Origin of the sequence: Pseudoalteromonas sp. OFAV1 (assembly GCF_021532595.1) — a bacterium.
GTDB lineage: Bacteria > Pseudomonadota > Gammaproteobacteria > Enterobacterales > Alteromonadaceae > Pseudoalteromonas > Pseudoalteromonas lipolytica_C.
Window position 1 is genome coordinate 46,519 of the sequence record NZ_JAKGBG010000010.1, and the last position, 24,946, is coordinate 71,464.

A 24,946-nucleotide genomic window follows, 5' to 3' on the forward strand; every position below is an offset into this window, starting at 1 on the left:
CAATGGCGCTTTTTTTATAGTCATGGTTTAGTGGCTGTGACCACAACCGCCTTCACCGTGCACATGACCATGTGCCAACTCTTCTTCTGTTGCATCGCGTACTTCAAGTACTTCAACATCAAAATGTAGAGTGATGCCTGAAAGAGGGTGGTTACCATCTACAATCACATCTTCATCTTGGATTTCGATGATCATTACTGATTGATCACCGGCATCAGTTGTCGCACGAAACTGCATACCAACTTCGATTTCCATTCCTTCGAACATCGACTTAGGCACAGCTTGCATCAAGTCATCATGACGTTCACCATAGCCTTGCTCTGGTTCTACAGTTACGCTAAATGTGTCACCGGCTTCTTTACCTAGTAGCGCATCCTCTAGGCCTGGAATTAGGTAGCCAGTGCCCACGATAAACACCAGTGGTTCACCATCGAAAGAGTTGTCGATAGTGTTTTTGTTATTATCCAATACTGAATAATGCATTTTTACCACTTTGTTTGCTGCTACGATCATAGTCTTTCCTATTTATTCATCTTCGAGAGAGTAAGGCAGAGCTTGAATTGATAGCTCAACCTGAGGGAGGTGTTTAGCACGCAACACTTGGCCTGCTTCATTGTCGTTTGGCAGCACAACAAGGCCCATTAATGTTTGCGTATCTTGATTATAACTTTGGCTAATTAGCTTGCCTGCACGACGCCAATTCTCGCCCATCTTGGTTTCGAGCTCAAGCTCATCAAGTTGACCTTCGGCTGTGCCTGCAACGATATACATAGCGCGTTTATTTTTGCCCAGATATTTCATGCGAGCGACAGTTTCTTGGCCTGTATAACAACCTTTTCTAAAGCTGATACCACCTAGTGCTTGTAGGTTCACCATTTGTGGTACGTACTCGCCAATGGCGTCGCTATTTAAAGATGGCTCACCAGCTGCAATTGCAGCTTGTTGCCAACGTGCATCATCATCAAGGGCCGTGACTTCGTCTGGTAAACAAAAGTCGTTATTGACCATCAGTAGAACACGGTTATCAGCAAGTTTTAATGCTTTACCGCCAGCAAAGTCAACGGCACTGTGTTCCTCATCAAACTCAATGTTGAGTGATTTAAGTGTATTATTAAGGTCATCACCAATTAGGCCAATAAGCGGTTTTTCACTTTGCTGAATGTCTACTTGGGAAAATACCGCATATTTTTTTAACTCTACCAGTGACTGCTCAACTTCAGGTTTTGTGCCCACAAGGTAGTAGCTATCTTGATGCTCAAAAAGTCTAAACACACCCCAAAGTTTGCCTTTGGCATTACAGTGTCCAGCCCATAAAAAGTTATCTTTGTTGAGCTTATTGATATCTTGTGTAATTTGTCCGTGAAGGTAAGACAGCTTATCTTTGCCAGTTAGGCTGATAAGCGAATAAGATAAAGGACATGCGTAAACAGTCGACATAAAAACCTTCTTTACGATATGAATGAGAGGTAATGATAACTTAGTTAGGGTAGCAATTTAAATAGCTGTTTATTCGATGGCAATTTGTTAAACTGCAGACAAATAAGTACGAGGTTTAAAATGACTGAAATTCACAGTAAAGAACGTATTCGTTGGGCATGCCGTCGCGGTATGTTGGAACTTGATGTTTTATTCATGCCATTCGTTGAAGAAGCGTTTGACTCACTTAGCAAAGAGCAGCAAGCTGTATTTCAACGCTTACTTGAGAGCGATGATCCTGATTTGTTCGCATGGTTCATGGGGCATGAAGAGTGTAAAGATCCAGAACTAAACACTATGGTCTCGTTAATTTTAGACCGAGTTCGTGTATAGGTTTGTCGTTAAAAATAATAAACTAGACCACAAACCATTTGTGGTCTTTTTTTGTTTTCTTGCTATAGCGTTCTTTCTTACCGCCCACTCCTTGATAACACAAATATTTGCTATTTCATCTAGCCTGATTGCAGGCATTATTAGTTTTAAAAAAGCAAAACAAGCACATCCTGAAAACGGCACAGTTATTTTAGAATACTCACAGTTAAGATTTGTGAGTGACAACATTCAATTGCAAGGCGAGATAAGTCCGAAAAGTTATATCTTTGCAAACTACGTAGTGCTCAGGCTTGAGGGGTTTTATCAGTCACACTGGCTGATTATTTCAGCAGCCAGTGTAGAAGACGTTTATTTTTCGCGTTTGAAACGTGCTGTTATTGCAGTGCAGCAACCGACTTAGGGGTCAGTATTGTTGGTGTTGGATTGTCGTTTTGTTCTGGGTAATCAATAGTGTAGTGTAAACCACGGCTTTCTTTACGCTCAAGGGCACTGCGAATTATCAGCTCAGCTACTTGCACGAGATTTCTAAGCTCTAATAAGTTATTAGACACTCTGAAGTTAGCGTAGTAATCGTGAATTTCTTGTTGTAGTAACTCCACACGGTGAAGGGCACGCTCTAAGCGTTTAGTTGAGCGTACAATCCCCACGTAATCCCACATAAATAATCTTAGTTCATGCCAGTTATGAGTGATGACGATTTCTTCATCTGAATTAGTGACGCGGCTTTCATCCCATAGTGGGAGGGCTTCAAGGGCAGGGCTTGCATCGATTTTACTTAAGATGTCTTTCGCTGCGGCATGGGCAAACACAATACACTCAAGTAACGAGTTACTCGCCATGCGATTAGCACCATGTAAGCCTGTGTAAGCGACTTCGCCAACAGCATAAAGGTTGTCTAAATCTGTGCGGCCATTAAAGTCAGTCATCACCCCACCACATGTATAGTGTGCAGCCGGAACCACTGGAATGGCTTCTTTAGTAATATCTAAGCCCACACTTAAACATTTTGCATAGATGGTAGGGAAGTGCTCAATGATAAAGTCTTTGTCTTTGTGGCTAATATCAAGATAGACACAGTTCGCACCAAGGCGTTTCATTTCAAAATCGATAGCACGAGCCACGATATCACGAGGAGCAAGCTCTTCACGCTCATCAAAATCTTTCATAAAACGGGTGCCATCGGGGCGTTTTAAATATGCACCTTCACCACGCATTGCTTCGGTAATCAAAAAGTTTTGTAGCTCTGGGTGATATAAACTAGTTGGGTGGAATTGGTTAAATTCCATATTGGCAACCCGACACCCCGCACGCCATGCCATGGCAATACCATCGCCACTTGATACATCAGGGTTAGAAGTATATAGATAAACTTTGCTGGCTCCACCAGTGGCAAGTGCAACGAATTTGGCTGAAATTGTTTCGACTTTTTTCTCTTCACAGTTCCATACATATAAACCATGAATATGTTTGCCCTTTTTACCTAGACTCTTATCACTGATTAAATCAATCGCATTATAGTTTTCTAGCAAGGTAATGTTTTGATGGGCTTGTACTTGGCTAATTAAAGTTGTTTGCACTGCGCGACCAGTGGCATCTGCAGCGTGTAAAATACGGCGATGACTGTGGCCACCCTCACGAGTTAAATGAAAGCGCTCTTTACCTTTTGAGTCAAACTCCATATCAAAAGGCACACCTTGTTCGATTAGCCATTTCAAACACGTCTTAGCATTGCTTGCAGTGTAATGCACCGCATCTCGGTCACATAAACCACCACCCGCATCGAGTGTATCTTCAACATGAGATTCAATGCTGTCATTCTTTTTATCAAATACCGCGGCAATGCCACCTTGTGCATATAAGGTTGACCCTTCAGTCAGTGCACCTTTACTTAGTACAGTGACCTTGCAATGGTTAGCAAGAGATAAAGCAAGAGAAAGGCCAGCGGCGCCGCTGCCAATGATAGCGACATCAGTAATGTGATGTTTATTTTGGTTCATGTCTGTGGTCTTTGCGGTTACAATGCTCGGCTAGTAGTGCCAAAAGTTTGAGCAAATATTTTTTTATGTGGTATACGTATATGTACCATATTTGCAGTAACACTATTAGTCATTTTAATATGTTATACCAATCTTATTAGGTTTTAGGTCACATAAACAGTCTACTTTAGGCTGTTTGTTTAAATTTATTTAATTCACAGTGAACTTATGTACCCGTTGATTTAACAGCAGTATTTGAACTTATTGTGTAATAAGATCGGTATGACTCAATTTATTTGCATGCTATTTTATAAAAAAATCATTTTAAACTGAACTTTTATATTCATGCTGCAGTCAGAGTTTGTGTAAACAATGGCGAGTATATGAATAGCAAGCAAGAATCAAACAGAGGAGTACCGGCTCGAATGAGCGAGCAGGATTTGGATTTAGCGTTAGTTAAAAGGGTCCAGCAAGGAGATAAAAACGCCTTCAACCTATTAGTTAGAAAATATCAGAACAAAATTGCAGGTTTGATTTCACGTTATGTGTCGAACCAAGGTGATGTCGCTGATGTCGCGCAAGAGGCGTTTATTAAAGCGTATCGAGCTCTACCTAACTTTAGAGGTGATAGCGCCTTTTATACTTGGTTATACCGTATCGCCGTAAATTGTGCTAAAAATTACTTGGTTGCGCAGGGCCGAAAGCCCCCCGCAAACGATGTTGATGCTGAAGAAGCCGAATTTTATGACAGTGCAGATGCTATGCGTTCTAACGCATCACCTGAAAACCTGTTATTAAGTGACGAAGTACGTGCTGTAATTTTTAATACGATTGATAGTTTGCCTGAAGATCTGAAGACCGCGATAACCCTTCGTGAAATTGAAGGGATGAGCTATGAAGAAATAGCCGTGGTTATGGATTGCCCTGTGGGAACGGTACGCTCGCGTATATTTCGTGCCCGTGAGGCGATTGATAATAAATTGAATCCATTAATAGGTGAGTCTTAGTATGACAAAAGCAGACGTTAACAAGTTGGATAATGAGCAGTTGTCCGCGTTACTTGACGGCGAGCAGCAGTTAACTGATCAAGCGATCACTAACGACGATGTAGCAACATTTGGTCGTTACGCGATGATCGGTGACGTAATGCGTGCTGAGGCAAATAATAACGCTTTTAATTTCGACATTGCAGACGCAGTGGCAGAATCACTTGAGCAAGAACCTGTTTACTCTGATTTCGCGAATAAAACAACAGCACCAAAAAGCGAAGAAATCGTGGCGGCAACAGGCACAGATAACGTTGTAGCATTTAATTGGCGTCGTCCATTTGCCCAAGTTGCAATTGCTGCAAGTGTTGCTATGTTTGCGATTGTGGGCGTACAAACATTGCCGCAGAACACCGAATCACCAGAAAGTGACATTCCACTTTTACAAACAACACCTTTAACGGGGGTTGCGTCACCTGTTAGCTATTCATCAGAACAACCTGCACTTGAAAACGCAGAGCAAGGTTTACGTGAATTACAACAGCAGCGTATAGGGGCATTAGTTCTTGAGCATCAGCGTCAAGCACGTGTTGCCTATTCTCTGGAAAGTTCACAAACTGCAGAAAACGCAGAAGAGGAAAAAAACTAATTAAATGAAAGTGTTTACTTTTATTTTGTCACTGGCATTAATGGCTCCGGCTTTTGCCAGTGATGAAAACCCCGCCAAAGCATTATTACTTAATATGGCTGATGCCGTTCATACCCGCAACTTTGATGCATCTTTTGTCGTCGTTAAAGGCCAAACCATGGAACCTTATCGTTGGTTGCATGCTAAACAAGGTGATATCGAGCTTGAACATTTGAGCTTGCTTAATGGTGCAGGGCTTGAGATGGCAAGAGTTAACGGACAAGTTACTTATTTTGAGCCTCACTCACAGCCTTATACAATCAAAACCGACACTATTGCCGGGCCTATTCCTGAAGTACTTTTTAAAGATATTGAACGCGTAAGTGCACATTATGATTTTGTGCTAGGTGGTAAAGGACGTATTGCAGGTCGCTCAGCGCAGTTAGTGCGTATTGAATCAAAAGATGAGCATAAATTTAACTACTGGATTTGGATTGATACCGAATCATCGCTTCTACTTAAGTCTGCTTATGTTGATCATAAAGGCGAAATGTTGGAGCAATTACAGTTAACTCACATAAGTGTGACCGAGCAGCCAGCGCCAATGCTACTTGAAATGCAAAACCGTAGTTTTCCTGCTGCTATGCCAACCACTGAGATTGAAAATGCATCTGAAGGTGCTGGCAATAATTGGAATATTGGCTGGTTGCCAGATGGATTCAAATTGTTAAAGTCAGATCGCCACAAATTAGACTTAAATAATGAACTAACAGACTATTACTTATACTCTGATGGTTTTGTGGAAGTATCTGTGTTTATTCAAAGACCTTTACCAGGCAAACGAGCCAGTGGTGCACTATCATCGGGTGCAACGACGGTTTATGTTCACAATGGCGGTGGCTTTGATGTATCGGTTGTTGGTAATATTCCCGCTATGACAGCCAAAGCTATAGCTGAGTCGGTAGCGCGACCTCTTTAAATTATGATTGAACAAACACTCACTGTCGTGTCGGTTAAAGGCACGACAGCGAACTTAGAAGCAGAGCAAAAACAGGCCTGTGCCGGCTGTAATGGCCGATGTGGCTCGCAAGTATTCGCTAAACTGTTTGGAACAGCCAAAAAAACTTTCCCCTATACCTTTGATTCCGAGTTAAAAGTCGGTCAAAAAGTGACCTTAGCACTTGATGATAGTCATCTAGTTAAACATGCGATGGCTGTGTATATGTTGCCACTTTTACTCAGTTTGGGATTTGCTTTAATCGCTTTTGCCGCTTTTTCATTACCTGAGGGCTGGCAAATTTTAGCAGCCGTGATTGGTGGCTTAACGGGCTATGCAATAGCAAAATCAAGGGTTAAGAGCCTCAAGCACGATATAAAAGTAATAAAAATTCACCCAATTACTATTCCTTTCACTCAAATAGATGGTGATTAAAGCCAATTAAATGTAAAATTGTCGCTTTATACACTTAGTCCATTTATATAGAAGTTTAGAATCCAGTTTATGAAGCATATCCGTAATTTTTCGATCATCGCCCATATTGACCATGGTAAATCGACTCTCTCAGACCGTCTTATCCAAGTTTGTGGTGGTTTAACAGACCGTGAAATGCAGCAGCAGGTGTTAGACTCAATGGACATTGAGCGTGAGCGTGGTATTACCATCAAAGCGCAAAGTGTAACACTAAATTATAAAGCTAAAGACGGCGAAACATACCAGTTAAACTTCATCGATACCCCAGGACACGTTGACTTTACATACGAAGTATCGCGTTCACTTGCAGCCTGTGAAGGTGCATTATTGGTTGTAGATGCGGGCCAAGGTGTTGAAGCACAAACATTGGCAAACTGCTACACAGCAATCGAAATGGACTTAGAAGTTATTCCAGTTCTAAATAAAATCGACTTACCGCAAGCCGACCCTCTTCGTGTAGCTGAAGAAATTGAAGATATTATCGGTATCGATGCTCTAGATGCAGTGCAATGTAGTGCTAAAACAGGTATTGGTATTGAAGAAGTATTAGAAGTTATTGTTAAAGATATTCCGCCACCGGTAGGTGACAAAGATAAGCCACTACAAGCGCTTATCATTGACTCATGGTTTGACCCATATCAAGGCGTTGTATCATTAGTACGTATCAAACACGGTGAATTACGCTCTGGCGATAAAATTAAGATCATGTCGAATGAGCAAGTTCATATCGCAGATAAAGTGGGTATTTTCACTCCAAAACAAACCAACACGGGTATCTTAAAAACCGGTGAAGTAGGTTTTGTTATTGCGGGTATTAAAGAAATCCACGGTGCACCAGTTGGTGATACTATCACGCTTCAACGTAATTCTGCCCCTGAGCGTTTACCTGGCTTCCAACGCATTAAACCGCAGGTTTATGCTGGTATGTTCCCAATCTCATCAGATGATTATGAATCATTCCGTGATGCGCTTGATAAACTAAGCTTGAACGATGCGTCGTTATTCTTCGAACCAGAAAACTCAACAGCACTTGGTTTTGGTTTCCGTTGTGGTTTCTTAGGTATGCTACACATGGAAATCATTCAAGAACGTCTTGAGCGAGAGTACGACATTGATCTTATTACTACTGCGCCAACAGTAATCTACGAAGTAGAAACAAAAGACGGAACTAAACAAATAGATAACCCGTCTGACCTACCACCGGTAAACAATATTATTGAAATCCGTGAGCCAATTGTTGAAGCTAACATCTTAGTTCCGCAAGAGTTTTTGGGTAACGTAATTACACTTTGTGTTGAAAAGCGTGGTATGCAAACTAAAATGAGCTACCATGGTAAGCAAGTTGCGGTGACGTACGAATTACCCATGGCTGAAGTAGTAATGGACTTCTTTGATAAGTTAAAATCAACAAGTCGTGGTTTTGCATCACTTGATTATAACTTTAAGCATTTCCAAGCTTCAGACATGGTGCGTGTTGATGTACTAATTAATGGTGAGCGTGTTGATGCACTTGCTATTATTGTGCACCGTGATATTGCGCAGTCACGTGGTCGCCAGTTAGCGGAAGCGCTAAAAGATCTGATCCCACGTCAGCAGTTTGATATTGCGATTCAAGCAGCGATTGGTCAGCATGTGATTGCACGTACAACAGTTAAGCAATTACGCAAAAACGTAATCGCAAAATGTTACGGTGGTGACGTGAGCCGTAAGAAAAAGCTACTACAGAAGCAAAAAGAAGGTAAAAAGCGAATGAAGCAATTAGGTAACGTTGAAGTTCCTCAAGATGCATTCTTAGCTATCCTTAAAGTTGGTAAATAATAAGAAGTAGATATAGGAATTAATGCATGGCGGGTTATTTTTCAATTTTCTTAGTGTTGTTAACACTTGGCTCAGGTTTAATTTGGTTAATTGACCACTTTATGTTTGCGCCGAAGCGTCAACAGCGAATTGCCCTTGCTCAAAATGCCGCAGGTGGTGATTTAGATGAAGAAACCGCTGCATTAATTGCGCCTGAGCCAAGTATTACTGAAACGGCTAAATCAATTTTTCCGATGATTGCGGCAATCACCATCTTCCGCTCATTTATTTTTGAACCGTTTCAAATTCCATCTGGTTCGATGATGCCAACTTTACTTGTGGGTGACTTTATTCTTGTTCAAAAGTACTCATATGGCATTAAAGACCCAGTTTGGCGCAGTCAGCTAGTTGATGTAAACGAGCCAGAGCGTGGTGATATTGTTGTATTTAAATACCCACTTGATGAGCGTGTTGATTACATTAAACGAGCAATAGGTCTACCTGGCGATAAGATTGTTTATCGCAACAAGCACCTTTATATTCAGCCAAAATGTGAAGAAGGTGCTACGCAACAGGGTGAGTTGCTGTGTAATGAATACAATAAAATTGATATGGAAATCCTCAATAGCGATGAGTTCAAACAAGGTTCAATGAATTTGGTGCGTTTAGAAGAAGGTCTAAGCACAGTCAATCATAATATCTTGATTAACCCGCAAGCGCCTGAAATGAAAGGCCGCTATTATCAGCAGCCGGGTACTCGCTCAGATGAGTGGGTGGTTCCTGCCGATCATTATTTTATGATGGGTGATAACCGTGATAATAGCCAAGACAGTCGCTTTTGGGGCTTTGTACCAAAAGAAAACTTGGTTGGTAAAGCCGTCTTTATATGGATGAGTTTTGAATTTGAAAATGGCCCAGATGACTTTTTACCAAGCTGGGTTCCAACTGGTGTTCGTTTTGAACGCCTAGGTAATATTCAGTAACGATGAAAAAAAACGTAACAGAGTTATACAATAAAATAGGTTATACATTTACTGATCAAGCGTTGCTTGAGCAGGCAATGACGCATCGCAGTCATAAAGGTCAACATAATGAACGCTTAGAGTTTTTGGGCGATTCAATTTTGAGTTTTGTGATTGCTAATGCGCTTTATAATAAATTTCCAAAAGCACGTGAAGGTGATTTAAGCCGTATGCGCTCGACCTTAGTGCGTGGACAAACCTTGGCTGAATTTGGCCTAGAATTTGGCTTGGGCGATTACTTACGCTTAGGCCCAGGTGAATTGAAAAGTGGCGGTTTTCGCCGCGAATCAACCCTTGCCGATGCTGTTGAAGCGATTATTGGCGCGGTGTTCTTAGACTCAAACATTGAACAATGTGGAGAGCTTATTTTAAGCTGGTATGAGTCTCGCCTTGATGCAATTTCGCCAGGTTTGAACCAAAAAGACCCGAAAACATTACTTCAAGAATACTTACAAGCGCGCAAACTATCGTTACCAGGCTACACTGTTATTGATACAAAGGGCCAAGCGCACAATCAAACATTCACGGTTGAATGTATTGTTGAAGGGATGGATAGCATTATCTCAGTGGGTAGCTCGCGTCGTAAAGCAGAGCAAAAAGCCGCTGAAAAAGCCTTAAAGATACTTAAAAATGAATCTTGATGATTTAATCTCTAAATCACCTGCAGAGCTAGATACACACTGCGGGATGATTGCCATTGTAGGCCGTCCAAATGTGGGCAAATCGACCTTACTTAACTACATTGTTGAGCAAAAGGTGTCGATTACTTCGCGTAAACCGCAAACTACACGTCACCGTATTATGGGTATTCATACCGAAGGTAAATACCAAGCAGTGTACGTCGACACTCCGGGTTTACACGTAGAAGAAAAGCGTGCCATTAACCGTTTAATGAACAGAGCAGCATCAAGTTCAATTGGTGATGTAGAACTGATCATTTTTGTGGTTGAAGGAACACACTGGAACGAAGACGATGAGATGGTACTTAACAAAGTACGCCAAAGTGGTCGTCCGGTGTTATTGGTAATGAATAAAATCGACCAAGTAAAAGATCGCGATCTTGTGCTGCCACACATGCAGTTCTTGGGCGAAAAGTTTGACTTTGTTGGTATTATTCCTGTTTCTGCTAAGCAGGGTAAAAATATTGAACTAATCAAAGCTGAAGTAACCAAGCGTCTTCCTCTTTGCGAGTTTTATTTCCCTGAGGACTACGTGACAGATCGCTCTATGCGATTCATGTCGGCAGAAGTTATCCGTGAAAAGCTGATGCGTTTTATGGGTGATGAGTTACCTTATTCTGTCACGGTAGAAATAGAACAGTTTAAATGGCTCGATAATGGTGTTTGGCAAATCAATGGCCTTATCTTGGTTGAGCGCGAAACACAAAAACGTATGGTGATCGGTAACAAGGGCGAAAAGCTAAAAGTTATCGGTCGTGAAGCGCGTAAAGACCTTGAAGAAATGCTTGATAACAAAGTGTTTTTAGAACTGTGGGTAAAAGTCAAATCTGGTTGGGCTGACGATGAACGTGCGCTACGTAGCCTTGGCTATGGTGAAGACTAAGTAAAGCTTACACGCCATGAATAGCGAATTCTACACAGCATACTTGCTGCATCGACGTCCTTTTAGTGACTCGCAAGTTATGCTTGATATGCTGGTAGAAGGCGTTGGTCAACTGAGAATGTTGGCTCGTATTAGTGGTCGCCAGGCCACTAAACATAAAGCTCAACTGCAACCTTTCCAATCTCTGCTTGTACAATACAGCGGTAAGTCTGATTTAAAATACATCACTCGTTTTGAGCCCCATGGCGGGCAAAGTATGTTAACTGGCACCCAGTTATATTGTGGTTTTTATTTGAACGAATTAACCAATCGTATCGTACCAATCAACGAGCCGATGGAAAGTGTTTATCATCTTTATAAACAGCATTTACACGAGTTGTCGACCACTAAAAGCCTGCAAGCGGTGCTGCGCTCATATGAGTTTCAACTGCTAGAGATGCTAGGTTACGGTGTTGATTTTAGCGTTGATGCGCAAGGGGATGAAATAAACGATGCAGCAAATTATCAGTACTTTGCTGAATACGGTTTTTTGTTGCATGACGACCCCCATAGTGGCTTTTCAGGAAAGCAATTAAATGCCATAGCGGCTCATGACTTTAGCGCCCCTGATGTGTTATATATGGCTAAGCAATTAAGTCGATACCTACTCAAGCCTTTACTTGGTAAAAAGCCATTAAAAAGCCGTGAGTTATTTATTAAGTAGGCTGATACTCAGCCTTGAATCGTTGTTTTAAACAGGTAAAAAAATGAAAGATATTCTTCTTGGTGTAAACGTTGATCACATTGCCACTTTACGCCAAGCGCGTGGCACGAGTTACCCAGATCCTGCGCATGCCGCTGCTGTTGCAGAGCATGCTGGTGCAGATGGTATCACCATTCATTTGCGTGAAGACCGTCGTCATATTCAAGATCGTGACGTATATGTGATGGCAAAAACGATTCAAACACGTATGAATCTTGAGATTGCAGTCACCGATGAAATGATCGACATCGCCCTTGAAGTGAAACCTGCTTATGTGTGTTTAGTGCCTGAAAAACGTGAAGAACTCACCACAGAAGGTGGCCTTGATGTTGTGGGTAACTTTGAAAAAGTAAAAGCTGCAACAGAAAAGCTGACAGCAGCAGGAATTAAGGTTTCGTTATTTATTGATGCCGACAACGCGCAGCTTGACGCTGCAAAAGCGTGTAATGCTCCTTACGTTGAAATTCACACAGGTGCTTATGCCGATGCAGAGAATGACGAAGAGCTTCACACTGAGCTTGAACGTATTCGTAGCGGCGTACAATATGCTGATAGCCTAGGTTTAATCGTTAATGCCGGCCATGGTCTTCATTATCACAATGTAAAACCCATTGCGGCAATGCCAGAAATCTATGAGTTAAACATTGGTCATGCAATTATTGCCCGTGCAGCGATCGATGGTTTAGAAAAAGCAGTAAGCGATATGAAACGTTTAATGATTGAAGCAAGACTTTAGCTGACGCTTTTAATAAGAGCCAGCAAATTTGAATACTGAACGCGGTGGAGATAATATCCGCCGCGTTTTTTATTTACTCAGGTAAACAATAAATTCTGAGAGGTAGGATGATAACAGTGGCGATAGGCAGAGTAGGGCCACTAAATATTGATGTTTTTTCTTAAAGCTTTTTAAAACATCATCATCTACGGCCGACAATTCACCTTTTTTAACTGAATGAAAAACCATCGAGTTAGGTTTTGCCTTCATCAAACGGGCTTGGCTTTCGTATGTTTGCCACTGCTCTGTGTAATTGGTTTTTACGTAATTATTAGCTTCTATACTTAGTTTTTTATAGCGGAAGAAAAACCAAGTGAGTGAAACAGCACTAAAGACGATAAGTAAGATAAAATACAAAGCAAGTTCCCTTTAATACTTCACTATGCGTGTACCCGTGGAATAAATAATATCTGAACTAGGGCATGAATAGTTAGGTTTTAGCTCTTTGCAAGATTGCTCAGGTGTGTCAAAACAAAAGTCAAAGCGAGTTTGGGTTTTCACCGCTTTATCAGTAATATTTTTCGCCAGCTCATTCCAGTGCCAATTAGTGATTACATCTTTTGCTGCGTCGGCAAATACAGAGTTAGTTGAGGTAACTACCTGAATATCTCTAATCTCATTTTGTGGCGTAATGACATACTCAATAGTTGCGCAACCTTCTTTTGCTTGGATAACTGCTTTTTTTGGGTATCTGGCAGGAAAGCGTTCAAGCTGTTGCCATTTTGCTGACTCCATTTCATTATAGCTAACAGCTAAATCCGCATACTCTAATTTTACTGGTTTTTCTTCGGTTGATGCGCAACCAAATACAAACAAACTGCTAGCTAGCATTAAATAGTTTTTCATTAATATATTCCTTTATATAATTTATTGAGTTTTTTTATCGTTATTGCTCAACCATACCTGCATCGCTTAACAAGTTATTAAGCTCATCAATTAACTCAAACAGTTCAGGCTCGATGTAATTTAAATCGCAATCGCCTTTTAATGCTGTTTCGAGAGTTTCGGCAAGTGATTTTAGTTTTGGTACGCCGGTATAACAACATGCGCCATGGAACTTGTGCACAATGCTAAGTACATGTTCGCAATCTTCTTTTTCTATAGCTTCATTGAGCAGGCGCAAGGTCTCCGGCACGCTCAGTAATAGCATGTTAAGCATTTCAAGTGCTAGTTCTTCTTTACCGCCTGCGCGTTGTAGTGCTAATTGCCAATCAAGACGAGCGCTTTCAAATGGTGGCTCCGAATGAACGGCAGCTGCTTTACTTCGCTCACGATTAATAGGTGATTGAGGGCTATGATCGCTGATGATTTGTTTTAGCATATCTTCATCGATAGGCTTGGTTAAGTAACCTTTAAAGCCATCTTTAAGCAGTTGCTCTTTTTCACCCGCCAAAGCGTGCGCTGTAACTGCAATGATAGGTGTATCTTCATTGAGTGATGATTCGCGAATAAGTTTACAAGCGGTAATACCATCCATGATTGGCATTTGAATATCCATAAATATTAAATCGTATTTATGGCTTTTGCTTAAGCTGTAGGCTTGAGAACCATTATGGGCGGTATCAATTAACTCAATTTGTTCTTCCAGAAGAGTACAAATAAGCTTTAAGTTAGCGTCATTGTCGTCAACGACCAACACTTTAAGTGGTAAAAGCTTTTCGTCACCCTGTTCAATATTATGTACTGGGTGGTCAAGGCGATAAGGTGCAGCCAATATTTCACACAGTTTACGGTGATTAAGCGGCTTGCTAAGGCATGCATCAGCACCACTACCGATAAATGCCTCACGCATATTATGCGACACTGTATTGAGCATAATATATAAATAATCAGTCGCAGGGCGAACTGCTTTCACGTAGCTTTTCAGTTGCTGCATATCATCTATTGTGGCGGTATGGCCAATAATACAGATGTCATAGCTGAAATCTTTATTGATCTCGTTTAAGAAACTTTCTTCATCTGTGCACGCAGTCACTCGCATTTGCCATTCATTCAATAACGACAATGTTGCTTGATGAGAGTGTTCATGCGGCTCTAAATAAAGCACGCGTTTATTAATTAAGGATTGAGTAGGTAAGTCGCTGGTAATTATATTGCTTGGTGTCCTAAATACCGCATTAAATGTAAAGCAGGTGCCATTGCCAGGAGCTGAGTTAAGCGTTATGCGACCGTTCATCGCTTCAACAATATGTTTAGTGATGATTAAACCAAGCCCAGTACCACCAAATTTACGAGTAATACTTGAGTCTGCTTGGCCAAATGGTGTGAATAACGCATCTTGTTTATCCATAGGAATACCTACACCTGTATCAGTCACTGAGACCAAAATTGAGGCGCGCTCTTCATCGAGCAAGCGGTAGCCAACATCTACTTTAATCGACCCTTTTTCAGTGAATTTAATCGCGTTACTCAACAAGTTTATTAAGATTTGTTTAAAGCGAGTCGGGTCACCGGTCAGGTTATCAGGCACTTGTGGATGAATAAAAATTGATAGCTCAAGTTGCTTTTCATGAGCGCTCGGTGCCAATAAAGTTAAAACTTCATTGATATTGTCACGCAGCTGGAATTGCATTGATTCTAGCTCCATGGCACCGGCTTCTAATTTAGAAAAGTCCAAAATATCACTAATAATGGTCAATAAACTGTTGGCCGACAGCTCAATGGTATCAAGATAATCTTTTTGATGCTTATTTAGCGGGGTTTTATAAAGCTGGCGTGTAAAACCAATTACACCATTTAAAGGCGTACGTAATTCATGACTCATCTTGGCTAAGAAGTCTGATTTTACTCGGTTAGCATCTTGCGCGTCTTTTTTGGCGATACTTAACTGGATATTTTGGGTTTCGTACTGTTCGAGTGTTTCGCGGTAATCAGAGGTTGCTTGGTCAATGTGTTTTTGCATTTCGTCACGTTGCATGACCATGGTTTGCGAAATCGTATTAAGGCCTTCTCTGAGTAACTCAAACTCTCCAAACATTTTTTTATCAAGACCGGTATCTACTTTACCTTCTATTAACCTGTCGGTAGCAAGTACTAACTTATTCAGTGGTTGAACAAACATACGGGTAAGTCTAAATGCCAAAATAGTCGCCAGTACTAAGGCTAAAATAATGACAATGCCACTTATAAGCAGTGCGCGTTGCTGACCAATGATAGCCTGTTGTTTGTTGAGCATGATAACCACAGTTCCCAATGAAGCTTGGTAACTATGGTGGTTCCAAATCGAATCTTGGCGACTATGATTAACAATGGCAGTTTTAAACGTTAAGTAGTGCTCTGAATTTTTGACAATAATACCGTCTAGTGACGCTGAGTTATCGGTTATAAACTCTTTGAACTCACTTTGATATTTACTAAAAATGACAAGCTCATTGTTCTCATCAAAAATAGCAATTGATTGAATAGCAGGGGAGTGCTTGTTATGGGTATGACTAACTAGGCGTGTTAATAGCGGTTTATCACGCTTGAGCAAGGGTTGTTCAACCGCTATAGCCAGCGGCTCAATTATTGTCACACCTTGTTGATATAAAATTTCATCGAGCTCAATGTAACGATTTATTGTAAAATAACCGCCCAGCAACAAGCCTATGATCACAGTCGGTATTAAAGTGAGAGTTAAGACTGAGTCACGTAAGCCAAATTTAGTCATAAAGAATGTTGTTATCATTATTATCGTTGTTTAAGAGTATATACTTACTTCTGCTTTATCAATAATTAAGGTGTTGCCCAATGGCACAGATTTTCAAAGCCAAAAAGAAATCCGTTTCACAAAAAATGCTAACCCTGTCTGTCACCGCTATGGATCATCAAGGTCGAGGCGTTGCTAAACAAGGGAGTAAAGTTTGTTTTGTTAATGGTGCTTTGCCGGGCGAAGAAGTAAAAGCACTGTTGATAGAAGATAAGGCACGTTTTGCCTGTGCTGATTGTAAAAAAGTGCTATCAGCCTCAGAGCATAGGGTTACTCCTTTTTGCCAACATTATCAGGTATGCGGTGGTTGTCAGTTACAACACCTCGATGCAAAACAACAGCTCGTAGAAAAGCAAGCAGCGGTAAGTCAGTTGTTTAGTAAATTTGCCAAAGCTGATAACTTAAACTGGCAAGCGCCTTTACTGAGTGATGAGCATCATTATCGTCGCTCTGCGCGTATTGCAGTAATGCACGACAAATCCGCCAAAAAAATGCGTGTAGGTTATCGAGCTCAAGGCTCTAAGCAATTGGTGAGTATTGAAAACTGCGATGTGCTTACAAGCACTTTCAAAGAAGTATTTGCTGTGTTTGATGTTCTTATCAACAGTCATTCAGGTCTAGGTAGTATTAGCCACTTACAATTATGCGAAGCTGATAACGCGGCTTTTGTGGTTGTTAGGCATACTAAGGCAATTAATAACGAGTTAAAAACAATCGTAGAATCAGCGTGTAATGAATACAGCTGGTGCGTGGTATGGCAATCACAAAGTGGTGAAATTAATCACAGTGATTTCCCTATGCCGTACTACCAGATACCAGCTTATGATTTACGCTTTGAGTTTGGTCTTGAAAACTTTATTCAAGTTAACCCGCAAGTGAACCAAGCGATGCTGCATCAAGCAAAAGAGTGGTTAGAACTTCAAGGTAGTGAACAAGTGTTGGATTTATTTTGCGGCATTGGTAACTTTTCACTATTAATGGCAAAGTATGCTAAATATGTTATTGGTGTTGAAGGTGTTGATTCTGCGGTTGCATTAGCCAAACAAAATGCGCAAACTAACTCTTTGTCGAATACCGATTTTTACTGTTTTGATTTAACACAGCCAATGAAATCAGCAGCTTGGTTTAGTGATGATTTTGATGTGTTAGTCCTTGACCCGTCACGCACTGGGGCGATGGCCATTTTAGAGCAGTTACCACTAACCCAGTTTAAAACGATTTTATACGTCTCTTGTGATCCTGTTACTTTAGCCCGTGACAGTGCGATTATTTTACAAGCAGGCTTTAGCATTAAGAAAATAGGGCTAATGAATATGTTCCCGCATACCGGGCATATTGAAACGATGGCGTTATTTCACAGGAGGTAAAGCGCACTATGGTAGCCACTAGACAGTCACATCAGCTTACAAAGCCGAGTGATTTTGCCAGCCGTATCGAGCTGTTAGCGCTAACAGAAGATAAACAAATCCTATTAAAGCAGGCTCATGATTTGTGCCAGCATTGTGACGATGCAAAACGTGAAAATACCGCAATCGAAATGGTGGAAATTTTAGCCGAGCTGAACTTAGACGCTGATTCGCTGGCAACCGCATTTTTGACCCCTTACTTTTTAGCCGAAAAAATCTCAATTGAGACAGTCACCGAAAAGTTAGGTAATCACGTTGCGTTATTACTGACCGGCGTAAGCCAAATGGCCACCATTAGTACCTTAGCCCATCAAGGTAAAGGTACAGTACAAATCGATAATATCCGCCGTATGCTATTAGCCATGGTTGAAGATGTGCGCGCCGTGGTGATTAAACTCGCAGAACAAGTATGTCACTTGCGTGATGTTAAAGACGCCAGTGAAGAAGAGCGCGTTATTGCCGCCAAAGAAACACGTGATATTTTTGCTCCGCTGGCTAACCGTTTAGGGATTGGTCAACTTAAGTGGGAGCTTGAAGACTTATCGTTCCGTTATTTGCACCCAGATACCTATAAAAACATTGCAAAACAGCTTGATGATAAGCGCCTTGCTCGTGAAGCTTACATGGAAAATATGGTTGCTTTAGTAAAGTCAAAACTAGCTGAAGCAGGCATTGAAGGTGAAGTGTATGGCCGTCCTAAGCATATCTACAGCATTTATAAAAAAATGGCGCAGAAAAACTACGAGTTTGATCAGCTTTTTGATATTCGTGCTATGCGCATTGTGGTGGAACGCTTGCAAGACTGTTACGCCGCATTAGGTATTGTGCATACCAATTGGCGTCATTTGAATAAAGAATTTGATGATTACATCGCAACACCTAAGCAAAACGGCTATCAGTCAATCCATACCGTGGTTTTTGGCCCTGAAGGTAAAACCGTCGAAATTCAAATTCGTACTAGCGAAATGCATCAAGATGCAGAGTTAGGTGTAGCTGCGCACTGGATGTATAAAGAGGGAGCGCTACCTGGGCGAGGTTCGGGCTATGAACAAAAAATTAGCTGGTTGCGCAAACTACTGCAATGGCAAGAAGAAGTTGTTGATGGCAGTGACTTAGCCGAAGAGCTTAAAAACCAAGTAGTAGAAGACCGCGTTTATGTGTTCACACCCAAAGGAGATATTTATGATTTACCACTGGGTGCGACACCGCTTGATTTTGCCTATTACATTCACTCAAATGTAGGTCACCGCTGTATTGGTGCAAAAGTGTTTGGCAAGATTGTGCCTTTCACTTACCAGTTAAGTACCGGGGATCAGGTTGAAATTTTAACTCAAAAGCAGGCCAACCCAAGTCGTGATTGGTTAAATCCATCACTAGGTTATATCAAGTCGTCACGAGCACGCTCTAAAATACATCATTGGTTTAAGCAACTAGACCGAGATAAAAATTTAAGCGCGGGTAAAGAAATTTTAGAGACTGAGCTACAAAAGTTAGATCTAACAACTAAAGATCTGGCGCCAGCAATCGAGCGCTTTAATTTGCGTGGCCTTGAAGATTTAATGGTAGCTGTTGGTGCTGGGGATGTTCGTTTAAATCAGTTATTAAACTTTATTAGTGACCGTGATGATGACGAGCCACAAATTAAGTTTAAAAAGCCGAAAAGTGTCACCGGCGATAAAAACGGTATCGTTGTTGATGGGGTAGGTAGTTTAATGAGCCACGTAGCAAAATGCTGCCGACCTGTGCCAGGCGATGAAATTATTGGTTATATCACCCAAGGCCGAGGGATTGCGGTTCACCGTGAAGATTGTGATTCGTTCGAAAAACTACGTGATAAACACCCAGAGCGAGTGATATCAGTAAGCTGGTCAGACGATGTAAATGGCTCGTACTCATTAACTATTAAAGTTGAAGCCACCGATCGTTCTGGGCTAATTCGAGATATCAGCTCAGTACTTGCAAACGAAAAAGTAAATGTGCTGAACATGAACGTTAACACGGTTGAAGATAAGCAACTTGCACTGTTTTCAATGCAGGTTGAAGTTCATGACTTATCAAGCACCAACCGCTTATTGTCGAAGTTACACCAAATTGAAGGTGTCCATGAAGCAAAGCGTGGTCATTCGTAATGAGTGATAAACATGCCATTGAGCAGTCGCTAGCGATTATGGCCAAACTACGGGACCCAGAATCTGGGTGCCCGTGGGATTTAAAACAAGATTTTAAATCGATTGTGCCGCACACCCTTGAAGAAGCTTACGAAGTAGCAGACTGCATTGAAAAAGGTGAGCTTACTGAGCTTAAAAGTGAGCTTGGCGATTTACTGTTTCAAGTTATTTTTTATGCTCAGCTTGCTAAAGAGCAGGGGTTATTTGATTTTGCCGATGTGGCTAATACGCTTAATGATAAATTAGTGCGTCGTCATCCCCATGTCTTTGCAGAGCAAAGTGCTCTCTCGGATGCTGAACTTTCAGCTCAGTGGCAGGCTATAAAAGCACAAGAGCGAGCAGAAAAATCAGCCTCACCACAAATGAGCCTTTGGCAAGATATACCTGATGCGATGCCGGGACTGTCAAAAGCGAAGAAAATTCAACAGCGTGTGGCAAGCCTAGGGTTTGATTGGCCAAGCTATCATGGGGCACTTGATAAAGTTGCAGAAGAAGTAGACGAAGTAAAAGAAGCGCTGGCTCATGATCCACATTCTGAGCACAGCGCCGAAGAAATTGGCGATTTACTGTTTGCTACGGTCAATGTAGCGCGTCATATCAAGCGCGATCCAGAGCAATTATTACGAAGTGCCAATGCTAAGTTCGCGTCACGCTTTGAAAAAGTAGCCGCTTATTTACAGGAGCGTGGCCAAAGTTTAGAAACGGCTAGTCTTGAAGAAATGGACAACGCATGGGAAGCCATTAAAAAGCAGTTAAAATGAGTGTGTTGTAGAACAGGTTGGGTACAGTATGGTTAAGCTCGTTTTTTGTGCACTTATTTGCTAATTTTATCTGGATTGATAGCAGTGCCTTTGCTACAATATCGCCCCGTCTTGATTCTATATTATTCCTTTTAATTCCTGATATTCTAGGGTTCGCATGAGTACAAAATTTATCTTCGTAACTGGCGGGGTTGTTTCTTCGTTGGGTAAGGGTATTGCAGCAGCGTCATTAGCCGCTATTTTAGAAGCACGTGGTCTTAACGTGACTATTTTAAAGCTGGATCCTTACATTAACGTTGACCCAGGCACTATGAGCCCAATTCAGCACGGTGAAGTATTTGTAACTGAAGACGGTGCAGAGACTGACCTTGACTTAGGTCACTATGAGCGTTTCATCCGTACCAAGATGACTAGCCGCAACAACTTCACACAAGGTCGTGTTTATGAAGATGTATTACGACGTGAGCGTCGTGGTGAGTACCTTGGTGCAACAATTCAGGTTATTCCACACATCACAAACGACATTAAGCAACGTGTATACGACGGTGCTGAAGGTCGCGATGTAGCAATCGTTGAAATTGGCGGTACAGTTGGTGACATCGAGTCACAACCATTCTTAGAAGCAATTCGTCAGCTTGGCACTGAAATTGGCCGTGAGCGCGCATTGTTTATCCATCTAACGCTTGTGCCATTCTTAGGCCCTGCAGGTGAAGTTAAAACTAAGCCAACACAACATTCTGTAAAAGAATTACGTTCGATTGGTATCCAACCAGATATCTTAATCTGTCGTTCTGATCGTAAACTACCAAATAACGAGCGCGCGAAAATCGCACTTTTCACTAACGTTGAAGAGAAAGCTGTTATTTCATTACCAGACGTAGAAAGCATCTATAAGATCCCAGCGTTACTTAAGTCACAAGAATTAGATAACTTCGTATGTCGTCGTTTCTATCTTGAGTGCCCAGAAGCAGATTTATCTGAGTGGGAACAAGTGTTATATCAAGAGTCTAACCCAACAGGTGAAGTGACAATTGGTATGGTTGGTAAATACATCGAACTACCAGATGCGTATAAATCAGTAAACGAAGCATTAAAGCATGCAGGTCTGAAAAACCGTTTAACCGTGAACATCGAATACGTTGATTCACAAGACTTAGAAAGCAAAGGTACTGAGTTACTTTCTCACCTTGACGCTATCTTAGTACCAGGTGGCTTCGGCGGTCGTGGTGTTGAAGGTAAGATCTTAGCGGCTAAATATGCACGTGAAAACAAAGTTCCTTACTTAGGCATTTGTTTAGGTATGCAAGTAGCGCTTATTGAATATGCGCGTAACGTTGCAGGCCTTGAAGATGCAAACTCAACCGAGTTTAACGCTAAATCTGCACATCCTGTGGTTGGTCTAATCACAGAGTGGCAAGATGCTGACGGTAACGTTGAAGTGCGTGATGAGCAATCTGACTTAGGTGGTACTATGCGTTTAGGCGCACAGAAGTGTCATTTAACACCAGGCTCTAAAGTAAGCGAAGTGTACGGTAGCGACGAGATTGTTGAACGTCACCGTCACCGTTACGAAGTGAATAATCACTACGTAGAGCAGCTTGAAAAAGCAGGCTTAAGTTTCACTGGTTTATCTGAAGATAAGAAATTAGTCGAAATTATCGAGAATAAAGATCACCCTTGGTTTATTGCCGCGCAATTCCACCCGGAATTCACGTCAACACCACGTGATGGTCACCCGCTATTTGAAGGGTTTGTCGCAGCTGCACACACTCACCAAAAAGCGTCATCGTAATTTTAATAGGCCGTGCTTTATGCACGGCTTATTTGTTTTAATAAGCCAATGGCATTAAGGATAATTAATAAAATTGGCACTAACTCACCATTTTCGGGAAAAGAGGAATCAAGATGTCAGAAATCGTAAAAGTGATTGGTCGCGAAATCATGGACTCGCGTGGTAACCCAACTGTTGAAGCTGATGTACATTTAGCTGATGGTTCATGGGGCCGTGCTGCAGCACCGTCTGGTGCATCAACAGGTACTCGCGAAGCGCTTGAATTACGTGATGGTGATAAAGCACGTTACCTAGGTAAAGGTGTTTTAAAAGCAGTAGGCTATATCAACAACGAAATCGCTGAAGCGCTTAAAGGTCAAAACGCAGTTGATCAAAAAGCGGTTGACCAAGTAATGCTTGACTTAGATGGTACTGAAAACAAAGAAAAACTAGGTGCTAACGCTATCTTAGCTGTGTCTTTAGCAACAGCTAAAGCGGCTGCAAACTCAAAAGGCGTTGAGCTTTATGAGCACATTGCAGACCTTAACGGCACACCAGGTGTTTACTCAATGCCATTACCTATGATGAACATCATCAATGGTGGTGAGCACGCTGATAACTCTGTTGATATTCAAGAATTCATGATCCAGCCAGTTGGCGCTAAAAACTTCCGTGAAGCGTTACGTATGGGCGCTGAAGTATTCCACAGCCTAGCAAAAGTACTTAAAGCTGAAGGTCACTCTACATCAGTTGGTGACGAAGGTGGTTTTGCTCCTAACCTTGAGTCAAACGAAGCGGCACTTGCAGCAATTAAAGTAGCTGTTGCAAATGCAGGTTACGAGCTTGGTAAAGACATCACGCTAGCATTAGACTGTGCGGCATCTGAGTTCTACGACAAAGAAGCTAATATCTATGACCTTAAAGGCGAAGGTAAAAAATTTACTTCTGAAGAGTTTAACCACTTCCTTAAAGATCTGACAGAGCAATACCCAATTGTTTCAATTGAAGATGGCTTAGACGAGTCTGATTGGGATGGTTTTGCTCACCAAACAAAACTTATTGGCGACAAAGTACAATTAGTTGGTGATGACCTTTTCGTAACTAACACGAAGATCTTAAAGCGTGGTATTGATAACGGTATTGCTAACTCAATCCTTATCAAGTTCAACCAAATCGGTTCATTAACTGAAACGCTTGCTGCTATCAAGATGGCTAAAGATGCTGGCTTCACAGCTGTTATCTCACACCGTTCAGGTGAAACAGAAGATGCAACAATTGCTGATTTAGCAGTAGGTACTGCGGCAGGTCAAATCAAAACGGGTTCATTAAGCCGTTCTGACCGTATTGCTAAGTACAACCAATTACTTCGCATTGAAGAAGTACTAGGTGAAAAAGCACCTTACAATGGTCTTAAAGAAGTTAAAGGTCAGTAATTTGGCTTAGCTCATTGAGACTTTAAAAACCTCCTACGGGAGGTTTTTTTATAGCTGAAATTGCTGTTTTAGGATCTCGCCGGTGAAGCTTGTTTTTAGATAAAAGCCGCGAGGTAAGGTTTGTACTATCTGGCCATTCGGGCCAATTGCATCAGTTAGCGCTTTGCTATTGGCAGCTTTTGGCCTTATTTGCATTACATCACCTAAGTGCCCCGAAATTTCATCTACGCGACCAAGGGCGATTAGCTCCATTTGTTCTTCCCAATCACGCTGTAAAAGGGCATCTTGCTCTGCGCTTGGCTGCCATAAAAAGCCGCTGCCTATGGTACGGTGAAAAGGCAGTATTTCGCGTTCGCCTAAAATCGGTAACCATAAAACATGATTTAATTTTTTACGAACCGTACTTTGCTGCCAAGTCATCCCTGTAACATTTAATAGCGGCGTAACTGACACAAAGGTTGTTTCGAGTGGTTTGCCTTTAAACGAAATAGGCAGTGTTTTTAATTCAATTCCTAACTCTTCAAAATCAGGTGTTGGTTTTGAGCCTGCTGTTGCGCCAAGCACATATTCGATAAGTTGCCCTGTCCAGCCTTTTTCACGCAGTAAATCGTCAGGTGTTTTAAATTGGTATTGCTCAGCTAATTGCCCAAGGGTAAGGCCGGCAATAGCATCAACACGTTGCATTAATTCGTTTACTGAGGCTGGTTTTATTGGTCGCATAAGGCGTTTATTTGATTGTCTAATTAACCGGTTCATGATAGCAAATGCGCGCCTTAGTGGATATCTTTGTGTTTGGGTGTTTTTTGCGCATGTTAAGTGTGAGCTAAAAATAACCAGTGGAATATGTGGGCTTGATTGTATAACCAGTTGAAATTTATATGTTTTAGTTGTTTTGTTGCGTTGTGCTTCGATATTAAGTGATTAGTTGTTTGTATAAATACAGATATATA

General features: G+C 41.5%; 24 protein-coding genes. 17 read left to right on the top strand and 7 right to left on the bottom strand.

Annotation, left to right across the window (positions count from 1 at the left end):
• Window positions 1-27: 27 nt before the first annotated feature.
• Both L1267_RS07915 and ygfZ read right to left on the bottom strand, forming a co-directional pair.
• Window positions 28-513 (bottom strand): FKBP-type peptidyl-prolyl cis-trans isomerase, encoded by a 486-nt coding sequence (locus tag L1267_RS07915; RefSeq protein ID WP_135923781.1) that lies wholly within the window; start codon window positions 511-513, stop codon window positions 28-30.
• A gap of 12 nt (window positions 514-525) precedes the next feature.
• The gene (ygfZ, locus tag L1267_RS07920) at window positions 526-1,437 is read right to left on the bottom strand and encodes a tRNA-modifying protein YgfZ (protein WP_138557310.1); all 912 of its coding nucleotides are present in this window, start codon (window positions 1,435-1,437) and stop codon (window positions 526-528) included.
• A gap of 120 nt (window positions 1,438-1,557) precedes the next feature.
• Between ygfZ and L1267_RS07925 the strand changes: the two genes are divergently transcribed.
• Window positions 1,558-1,809, top strand: coding sequence for an FAD assembly factor SdhE (locus L1267_RS07925; protein WP_135923783.1), 252 nt, complete (start codon window positions 1,558-1,560; stop codon window positions 1,807-1,809).
• A gap of 91 nt (window positions 1,810-1,900) precedes the next feature.
• A complete protein-coding gene (locus L1267_RS07930; protein WP_135923784.1) occupies window positions 1,901-2,209 on the top strand; it encodes a hypothetical protein in 309 nt (102 codons plus the stop codon).
• Here the strand turns inward: L1267_RS07930 and nadB are convergent.
• Window positions 2,184-3,806, bottom strand: a complete 1,623-nt coding sequence (gene nadB / locus L1267_RS07935; RefSeq protein ID WP_135923785.1) for an L-aspartate oxidase — start codon at window positions 3,804-3,806, stop codon at window positions 2,184-2,186. The genes L1267_RS07930 and nadB overlap by 26 nt on opposite strands.
• 404 nt (window positions 3,807-4,210) lie before the next feature.
• Between nadB and rpoE the strand changes: the two genes are divergently transcribed.
• From rpoE to pdxJ, 10 genes are all read left to right on the top strand, one after another.
• The gene (rpoE, locus tag L1267_RS07940; RefSeq protein ID WP_036969086.1) at window positions 4,211-4,792 is read left to right on the top strand and encodes an RNA polymerase sigma factor RpoE; all 582 of its coding nucleotides are present in this window, start codon (window positions 4,211-4,213) and stop codon (window positions 4,790-4,792) included.
• Between the two features lies 1 nt (window position 4,793).
• Window positions 4,794-5,420, top strand: coding sequence for a sigma-E factor negative regulatory protein (locus L1267_RS07945; RefSeq protein ID WP_235382530.1), 627 nt, complete (start codon window positions 4,794-4,796; stop codon window positions 5,418-5,420).
• A gap of 4 nt (window positions 5,421-5,424) precedes the next feature.
• Complete coding sequence (locus tag L1267_RS07950; RefSeq protein WP_135923787.1) at window positions 5,425-6,378, top strand: MucB/RseB C-terminal domain-containing protein; 954 nt, start codon at window positions 5,425-5,427, stop codon at window positions 6,376-6,378.
• Window positions 6,379-6,381: 3 nt separating this feature from the next.
• Complete coding sequence (locus L1267_RS07955; RefSeq protein ID WP_135923788.1) at window positions 6,382-6,831, top strand: SoxR reducing system RseC family protein; 450 nt, start codon at window positions 6,382-6,384, stop codon at window positions 6,829-6,831.
• Window positions 6,832-6,900: 69 nt separating this feature from the next.
• The gene (lepA, locus tag L1267_RS07960; protein WP_135923789.1) at window positions 6,901-8,688 is read left to right on the top strand and encodes a translation elongation factor 4; all 1,788 of its coding nucleotides are present in this window, start codon (window positions 6,901-6,903) and stop codon (window positions 8,686-8,688) included.
• Window positions 8,689-8,714: 26 nt separating this feature from the next.
• Entirely contained in the window at window positions 8,715-9,650 is a 936-nt protein-coding gene (gene lepB / locus L1267_RS07965) for a signal peptidase I (RefSeq protein ID WP_135923790.1), read from the top strand.
• A gap of 2 nt (window positions 9,651-9,652) precedes the next feature.
• Window positions 9,653-10,330 (top strand): ribonuclease III, encoded by a 678-nt coding sequence (gene rnc, locus L1267_RS07970; protein WP_135923791.1) that lies wholly within the window; start codon window positions 9,653-9,655, stop codon window positions 10,328-10,330.
• The gene (gene era, locus L1267_RS07975) at window positions 10,320-11,252 is read left to right on the top strand and encodes a GTPase Era (RefSeq protein ID WP_135923792.1); all 933 of its coding nucleotides are present in this window, start codon (window positions 10,320-10,322) and stop codon (window positions 11,250-11,252) included. Before rnc ends, era begins: the two co-directional genes overlap by 11 nt.
• A gap of 16 nt (window positions 11,253-11,268) precedes the next feature.
• On the top strand, window positions 11,269-11,955 hold the full coding sequence (gene recO, locus L1267_RS07980) for a DNA repair protein RecO (protein ID WP_235382531.1): 687 nt from the start codon (window positions 11,269-11,271) through the stop codon (window positions 11,953-11,955).
• Between the two features lie 43 nt (window positions 11,956-11,998).
• Window positions 11,999-12,730: a pyridoxine 5'-phosphate synthase gene (gene pdxJ / locus L1267_RS07985; RefSeq protein ID WP_054554340.1), complete on the top strand. Its 732-nt coding sequence runs from the start codon at window positions 11,999-12,001 to the stop codon at window positions 12,728-12,730.
• A gap of 69 nt (window positions 12,731-12,799) precedes the next feature.
• On the opposite strand, the gene L1267_RS07990 is transcribed toward pdxJ, so the two are convergent.
• From L1267_RS07990 to barA, 3 genes are read right to left on the bottom strand one after another with little or no spacing between them, the layout of a single operon-like run.
• Window positions 12,800-13,126 (bottom strand): hypothetical protein, encoded by a 327-nt coding sequence (locus L1267_RS07990; protein WP_235382532.1) that lies wholly within the window; start codon window positions 13,124-13,126, stop codon window positions 12,800-12,802.
• Window positions 13,127-13,138: 12 nt separating this feature from the next.
• Entirely contained in the window at window positions 13,139-13,615 is a 477-nt protein-coding gene (locus tag L1267_RS07995; protein ID WP_235382533.1) for an energy transducer TonB, read from the bottom strand.
• A 40-nt stretch (window positions 13,616-13,655) separates the two neighbouring features.
• Window positions 13,656-16,418: a two-component sensor histidine kinase BarA gene (barA, locus tag L1267_RS08000; RefSeq protein WP_235382560.1), complete on the bottom strand. Its 2,763-nt coding sequence runs from the start codon at window positions 16,416-16,418 to the stop codon at window positions 13,656-13,658.
• Between the two features lie 80 nt (window positions 16,419-16,498).
• On the opposite strand from barA, the gene rlmD reads away from it, so the two are divergent.
• From rlmD to eno, 5 genes are all read left to right on the top strand, one after another.
• A complete protein-coding gene (rlmD, locus tag L1267_RS08005; protein ID WP_235382534.1) occupies window positions 16,499-17,824 on the top strand; it encodes a 23S rRNA (uracil(1939)-C(5))-methyltransferase RlmD in 1,326 nt (441 codons plus the stop codon).
• A gap of 8 nt (window positions 17,825-17,832) precedes the next feature.
• Window positions 17,833-19,992 carry a GTP diphosphokinase gene (gene relA / locus L1267_RS08010; RefSeq protein ID WP_135923796.1) on the top strand — a complete coding sequence of 720 codons (2,160 nt, stop codon included), beginning with the start codon at window positions 17,833-17,835 and terminating at the stop codon, window positions 19,990-19,992.
• Window positions 19,992-20,792, top strand: coding sequence for a nucleoside triphosphate pyrophosphohydrolase (gene mazG / locus L1267_RS08015; RefSeq protein WP_235382535.1), 801 nt, complete (start codon window positions 19,992-19,994; stop codon window positions 20,790-20,792). The genes relA and mazG overlap by 1 nt, the downstream gene beginning before the upstream one ends.
• 157 nt (window positions 20,793-20,949) lie before the next feature.
• Window positions 20,950-22,584, top strand: coding sequence for a CTP synthase (locus L1267_RS08020; RefSeq protein WP_063529466.1), 1,635 nt, complete (start codon window positions 20,950-20,952; stop codon window positions 22,582-22,584).
• A gap of 113 nt (window positions 22,585-22,697) precedes the next feature.
• Window positions 22,698-23,996: a phosphopyruvate hydratase gene (eno, locus tag L1267_RS08025; protein WP_138557317.1), complete on the top strand. Its 1,299-nt coding sequence runs from the start codon at window positions 22,698-22,700 to the stop codon at window positions 23,994-23,996.
• A 48-nt stretch (window positions 23,997-24,044) separates the two neighbouring features.
• Here eno and mutH read toward each other — a convergent pair whose 3' ends face one another.
• The gene (gene mutH / locus L1267_RS08030) at window positions 24,045-24,716 is read right to left on the bottom strand and encodes a DNA mismatch repair endonuclease MutH (RefSeq protein ID WP_063707194.1); all 672 of its coding nucleotides are present in this window, start codon (window positions 24,714-24,716) and stop codon (window positions 24,045-24,047) included.
• Window positions 24,717-24,946 lie beyond the last annotated feature (230 nt).

What these genes read in the sequence shown, in the direction of transcription:
- L1267_RS07950 (WP_135923787.1), top strand. Translation starts at nt 5,425, where the DNA reads ATGAAAGTGTTTACTTTTATTTTGTCACTGGCATTAATGGCTCCGGCT.
- recO (WP_235382531.1), top strand. Translation starts at nt 11,269, where the DNA reads ATGAATAGCGAATTCTACACAGCATACTTGCTGCATCGACGTCCTTTT.
- L1267_RS07995 (WP_235382533.1), bottom strand. Translation starts at nt 13,615, where the DNA reads ATGAAAAACTATTTAATGCTAGCTAGCAGTTTGTTTGTATTTGGTTGC.
- relA (WP_135923796.1), top strand. Translation starts at nt 17,833, where the DNA reads ATGGTAGCCACTAGACAGTCACATCAGCTTACAAAGCCGAGTGATTTT.
- L1267_RS07955 (WP_135923788.1), top strand. Translation starts at nt 6,382, where the DNA reads ATGATTGAACAAACACTCACTGTCGTGTCGGTTAAAGGCACGACAGCG.
- L1267_RS07925 (WP_135923783.1), top strand. Translation starts at nt 1,558, where the DNA reads ATGACTGAAATTCACAGTAAAGAACGTATTCGTTGGGCATGCCGTCGC.
- barA (WP_235382560.1), bottom strand. Translation starts at nt 16,418, where the DNA reads ATGACTAAATTTGGCTTACGTGACTCAGTCTTAACTCTCACTTTAATA.
- rnc (WP_135923791.1), top strand. Translation starts at nt 9,653, where the DNA reads ATGAAAAAAAACGTAACAGAGTTATACAATAAAATAGGTTATACATTT.
- rpoE (WP_036969086.1), top strand. Translation starts at nt 4,211, where the DNA reads ATGAGCGAGCAGGATTTGGATTTAGCGTTAGTTAAAAGGGTCCAGCAA.
- mazG (WP_235382535.1), top strand. Translation starts at nt 19,992, where the DNA reads ATGAGTGATAAACATGCCATTGAGCAGTCGCTAGCGATTATGGCCAAA.
- eno (WP_138557317.1), top strand. Translation starts at nt 22,698, where the DNA reads ATGTCAGAAATCGTAAAAGTGATTGGTCGCGAAATCATGGACTCGCGT.
- pdxJ (WP_054554340.1), top strand. Translation starts at nt 11,999, where the DNA reads ATGAAAGATATTCTTCTTGGTGTAAACGTTGATCACATTGCCACTTTA.
- lepB (WP_135923790.1), top strand. Translation starts at nt 8,715, where the DNA reads ATGGCGGGTTATTTTTCAATTTTCTTAGTGTTGTTAACACTTGGCTCA.
- era (WP_135923792.1), top strand. Translation starts at nt 10,320, where the DNA reads ATGAATCTTGATGATTTAATCTCTAAATCACCTGCAGAGCTAGATACA.
- mutH (WP_063707194.1), bottom strand. Translation starts at nt 24,716, where the DNA reads ATGCGACCAATAAAACCAGCCTCAGTAAACGAATTAATGCAACGTGTT.
- lepA (WP_135923789.1), top strand. Translation starts at nt 6,901, where the DNA reads ATGAAGCATATCCGTAATTTTTCGATCATCGCCCATATTGACCATGGT.
- nadB (WP_135923785.1), bottom strand. Translation starts at nt 3,806, where the DNA reads ATGAACCAAAATAAACATCACATTACTGATGTCGCTATCATTGGCAGC.
- L1267_RS07915 (WP_135923781.1), bottom strand. Translation starts at nt 513, where the DNA reads ATGATCGTAGCAGCAAACAAAGTGGTAAAAATGCATTATTCAGTATTG.
- L1267_RS07945 (WP_235382530.1), top strand. Translation starts at nt 4,794, where the DNA reads ATGACAAAAGCAGACGTTAACAAGTTGGATAATGAGCAGTTGTCCGCG.
- L1267_RS08020 (WP_063529466.1), top strand. Translation starts at nt 20,950, where the DNA reads ATGAGTACAAAATTTATCTTCGTAACTGGCGGGGTTGTTTCTTCGTTG.
- rlmD (WP_235382534.1), top strand. Translation starts at nt 16,499, where the DNA reads ATGGCACAGATTTTCAAAGCCAAAAAGAAATCCGTTTCACAAAAAATG.
- ygfZ (WP_138557310.1), bottom strand. Translation starts at nt 1,437, where the DNA reads ATGTCGACTGTTTACGCATGTCCTTTATCTTATTCGCTTATCAGCCTA.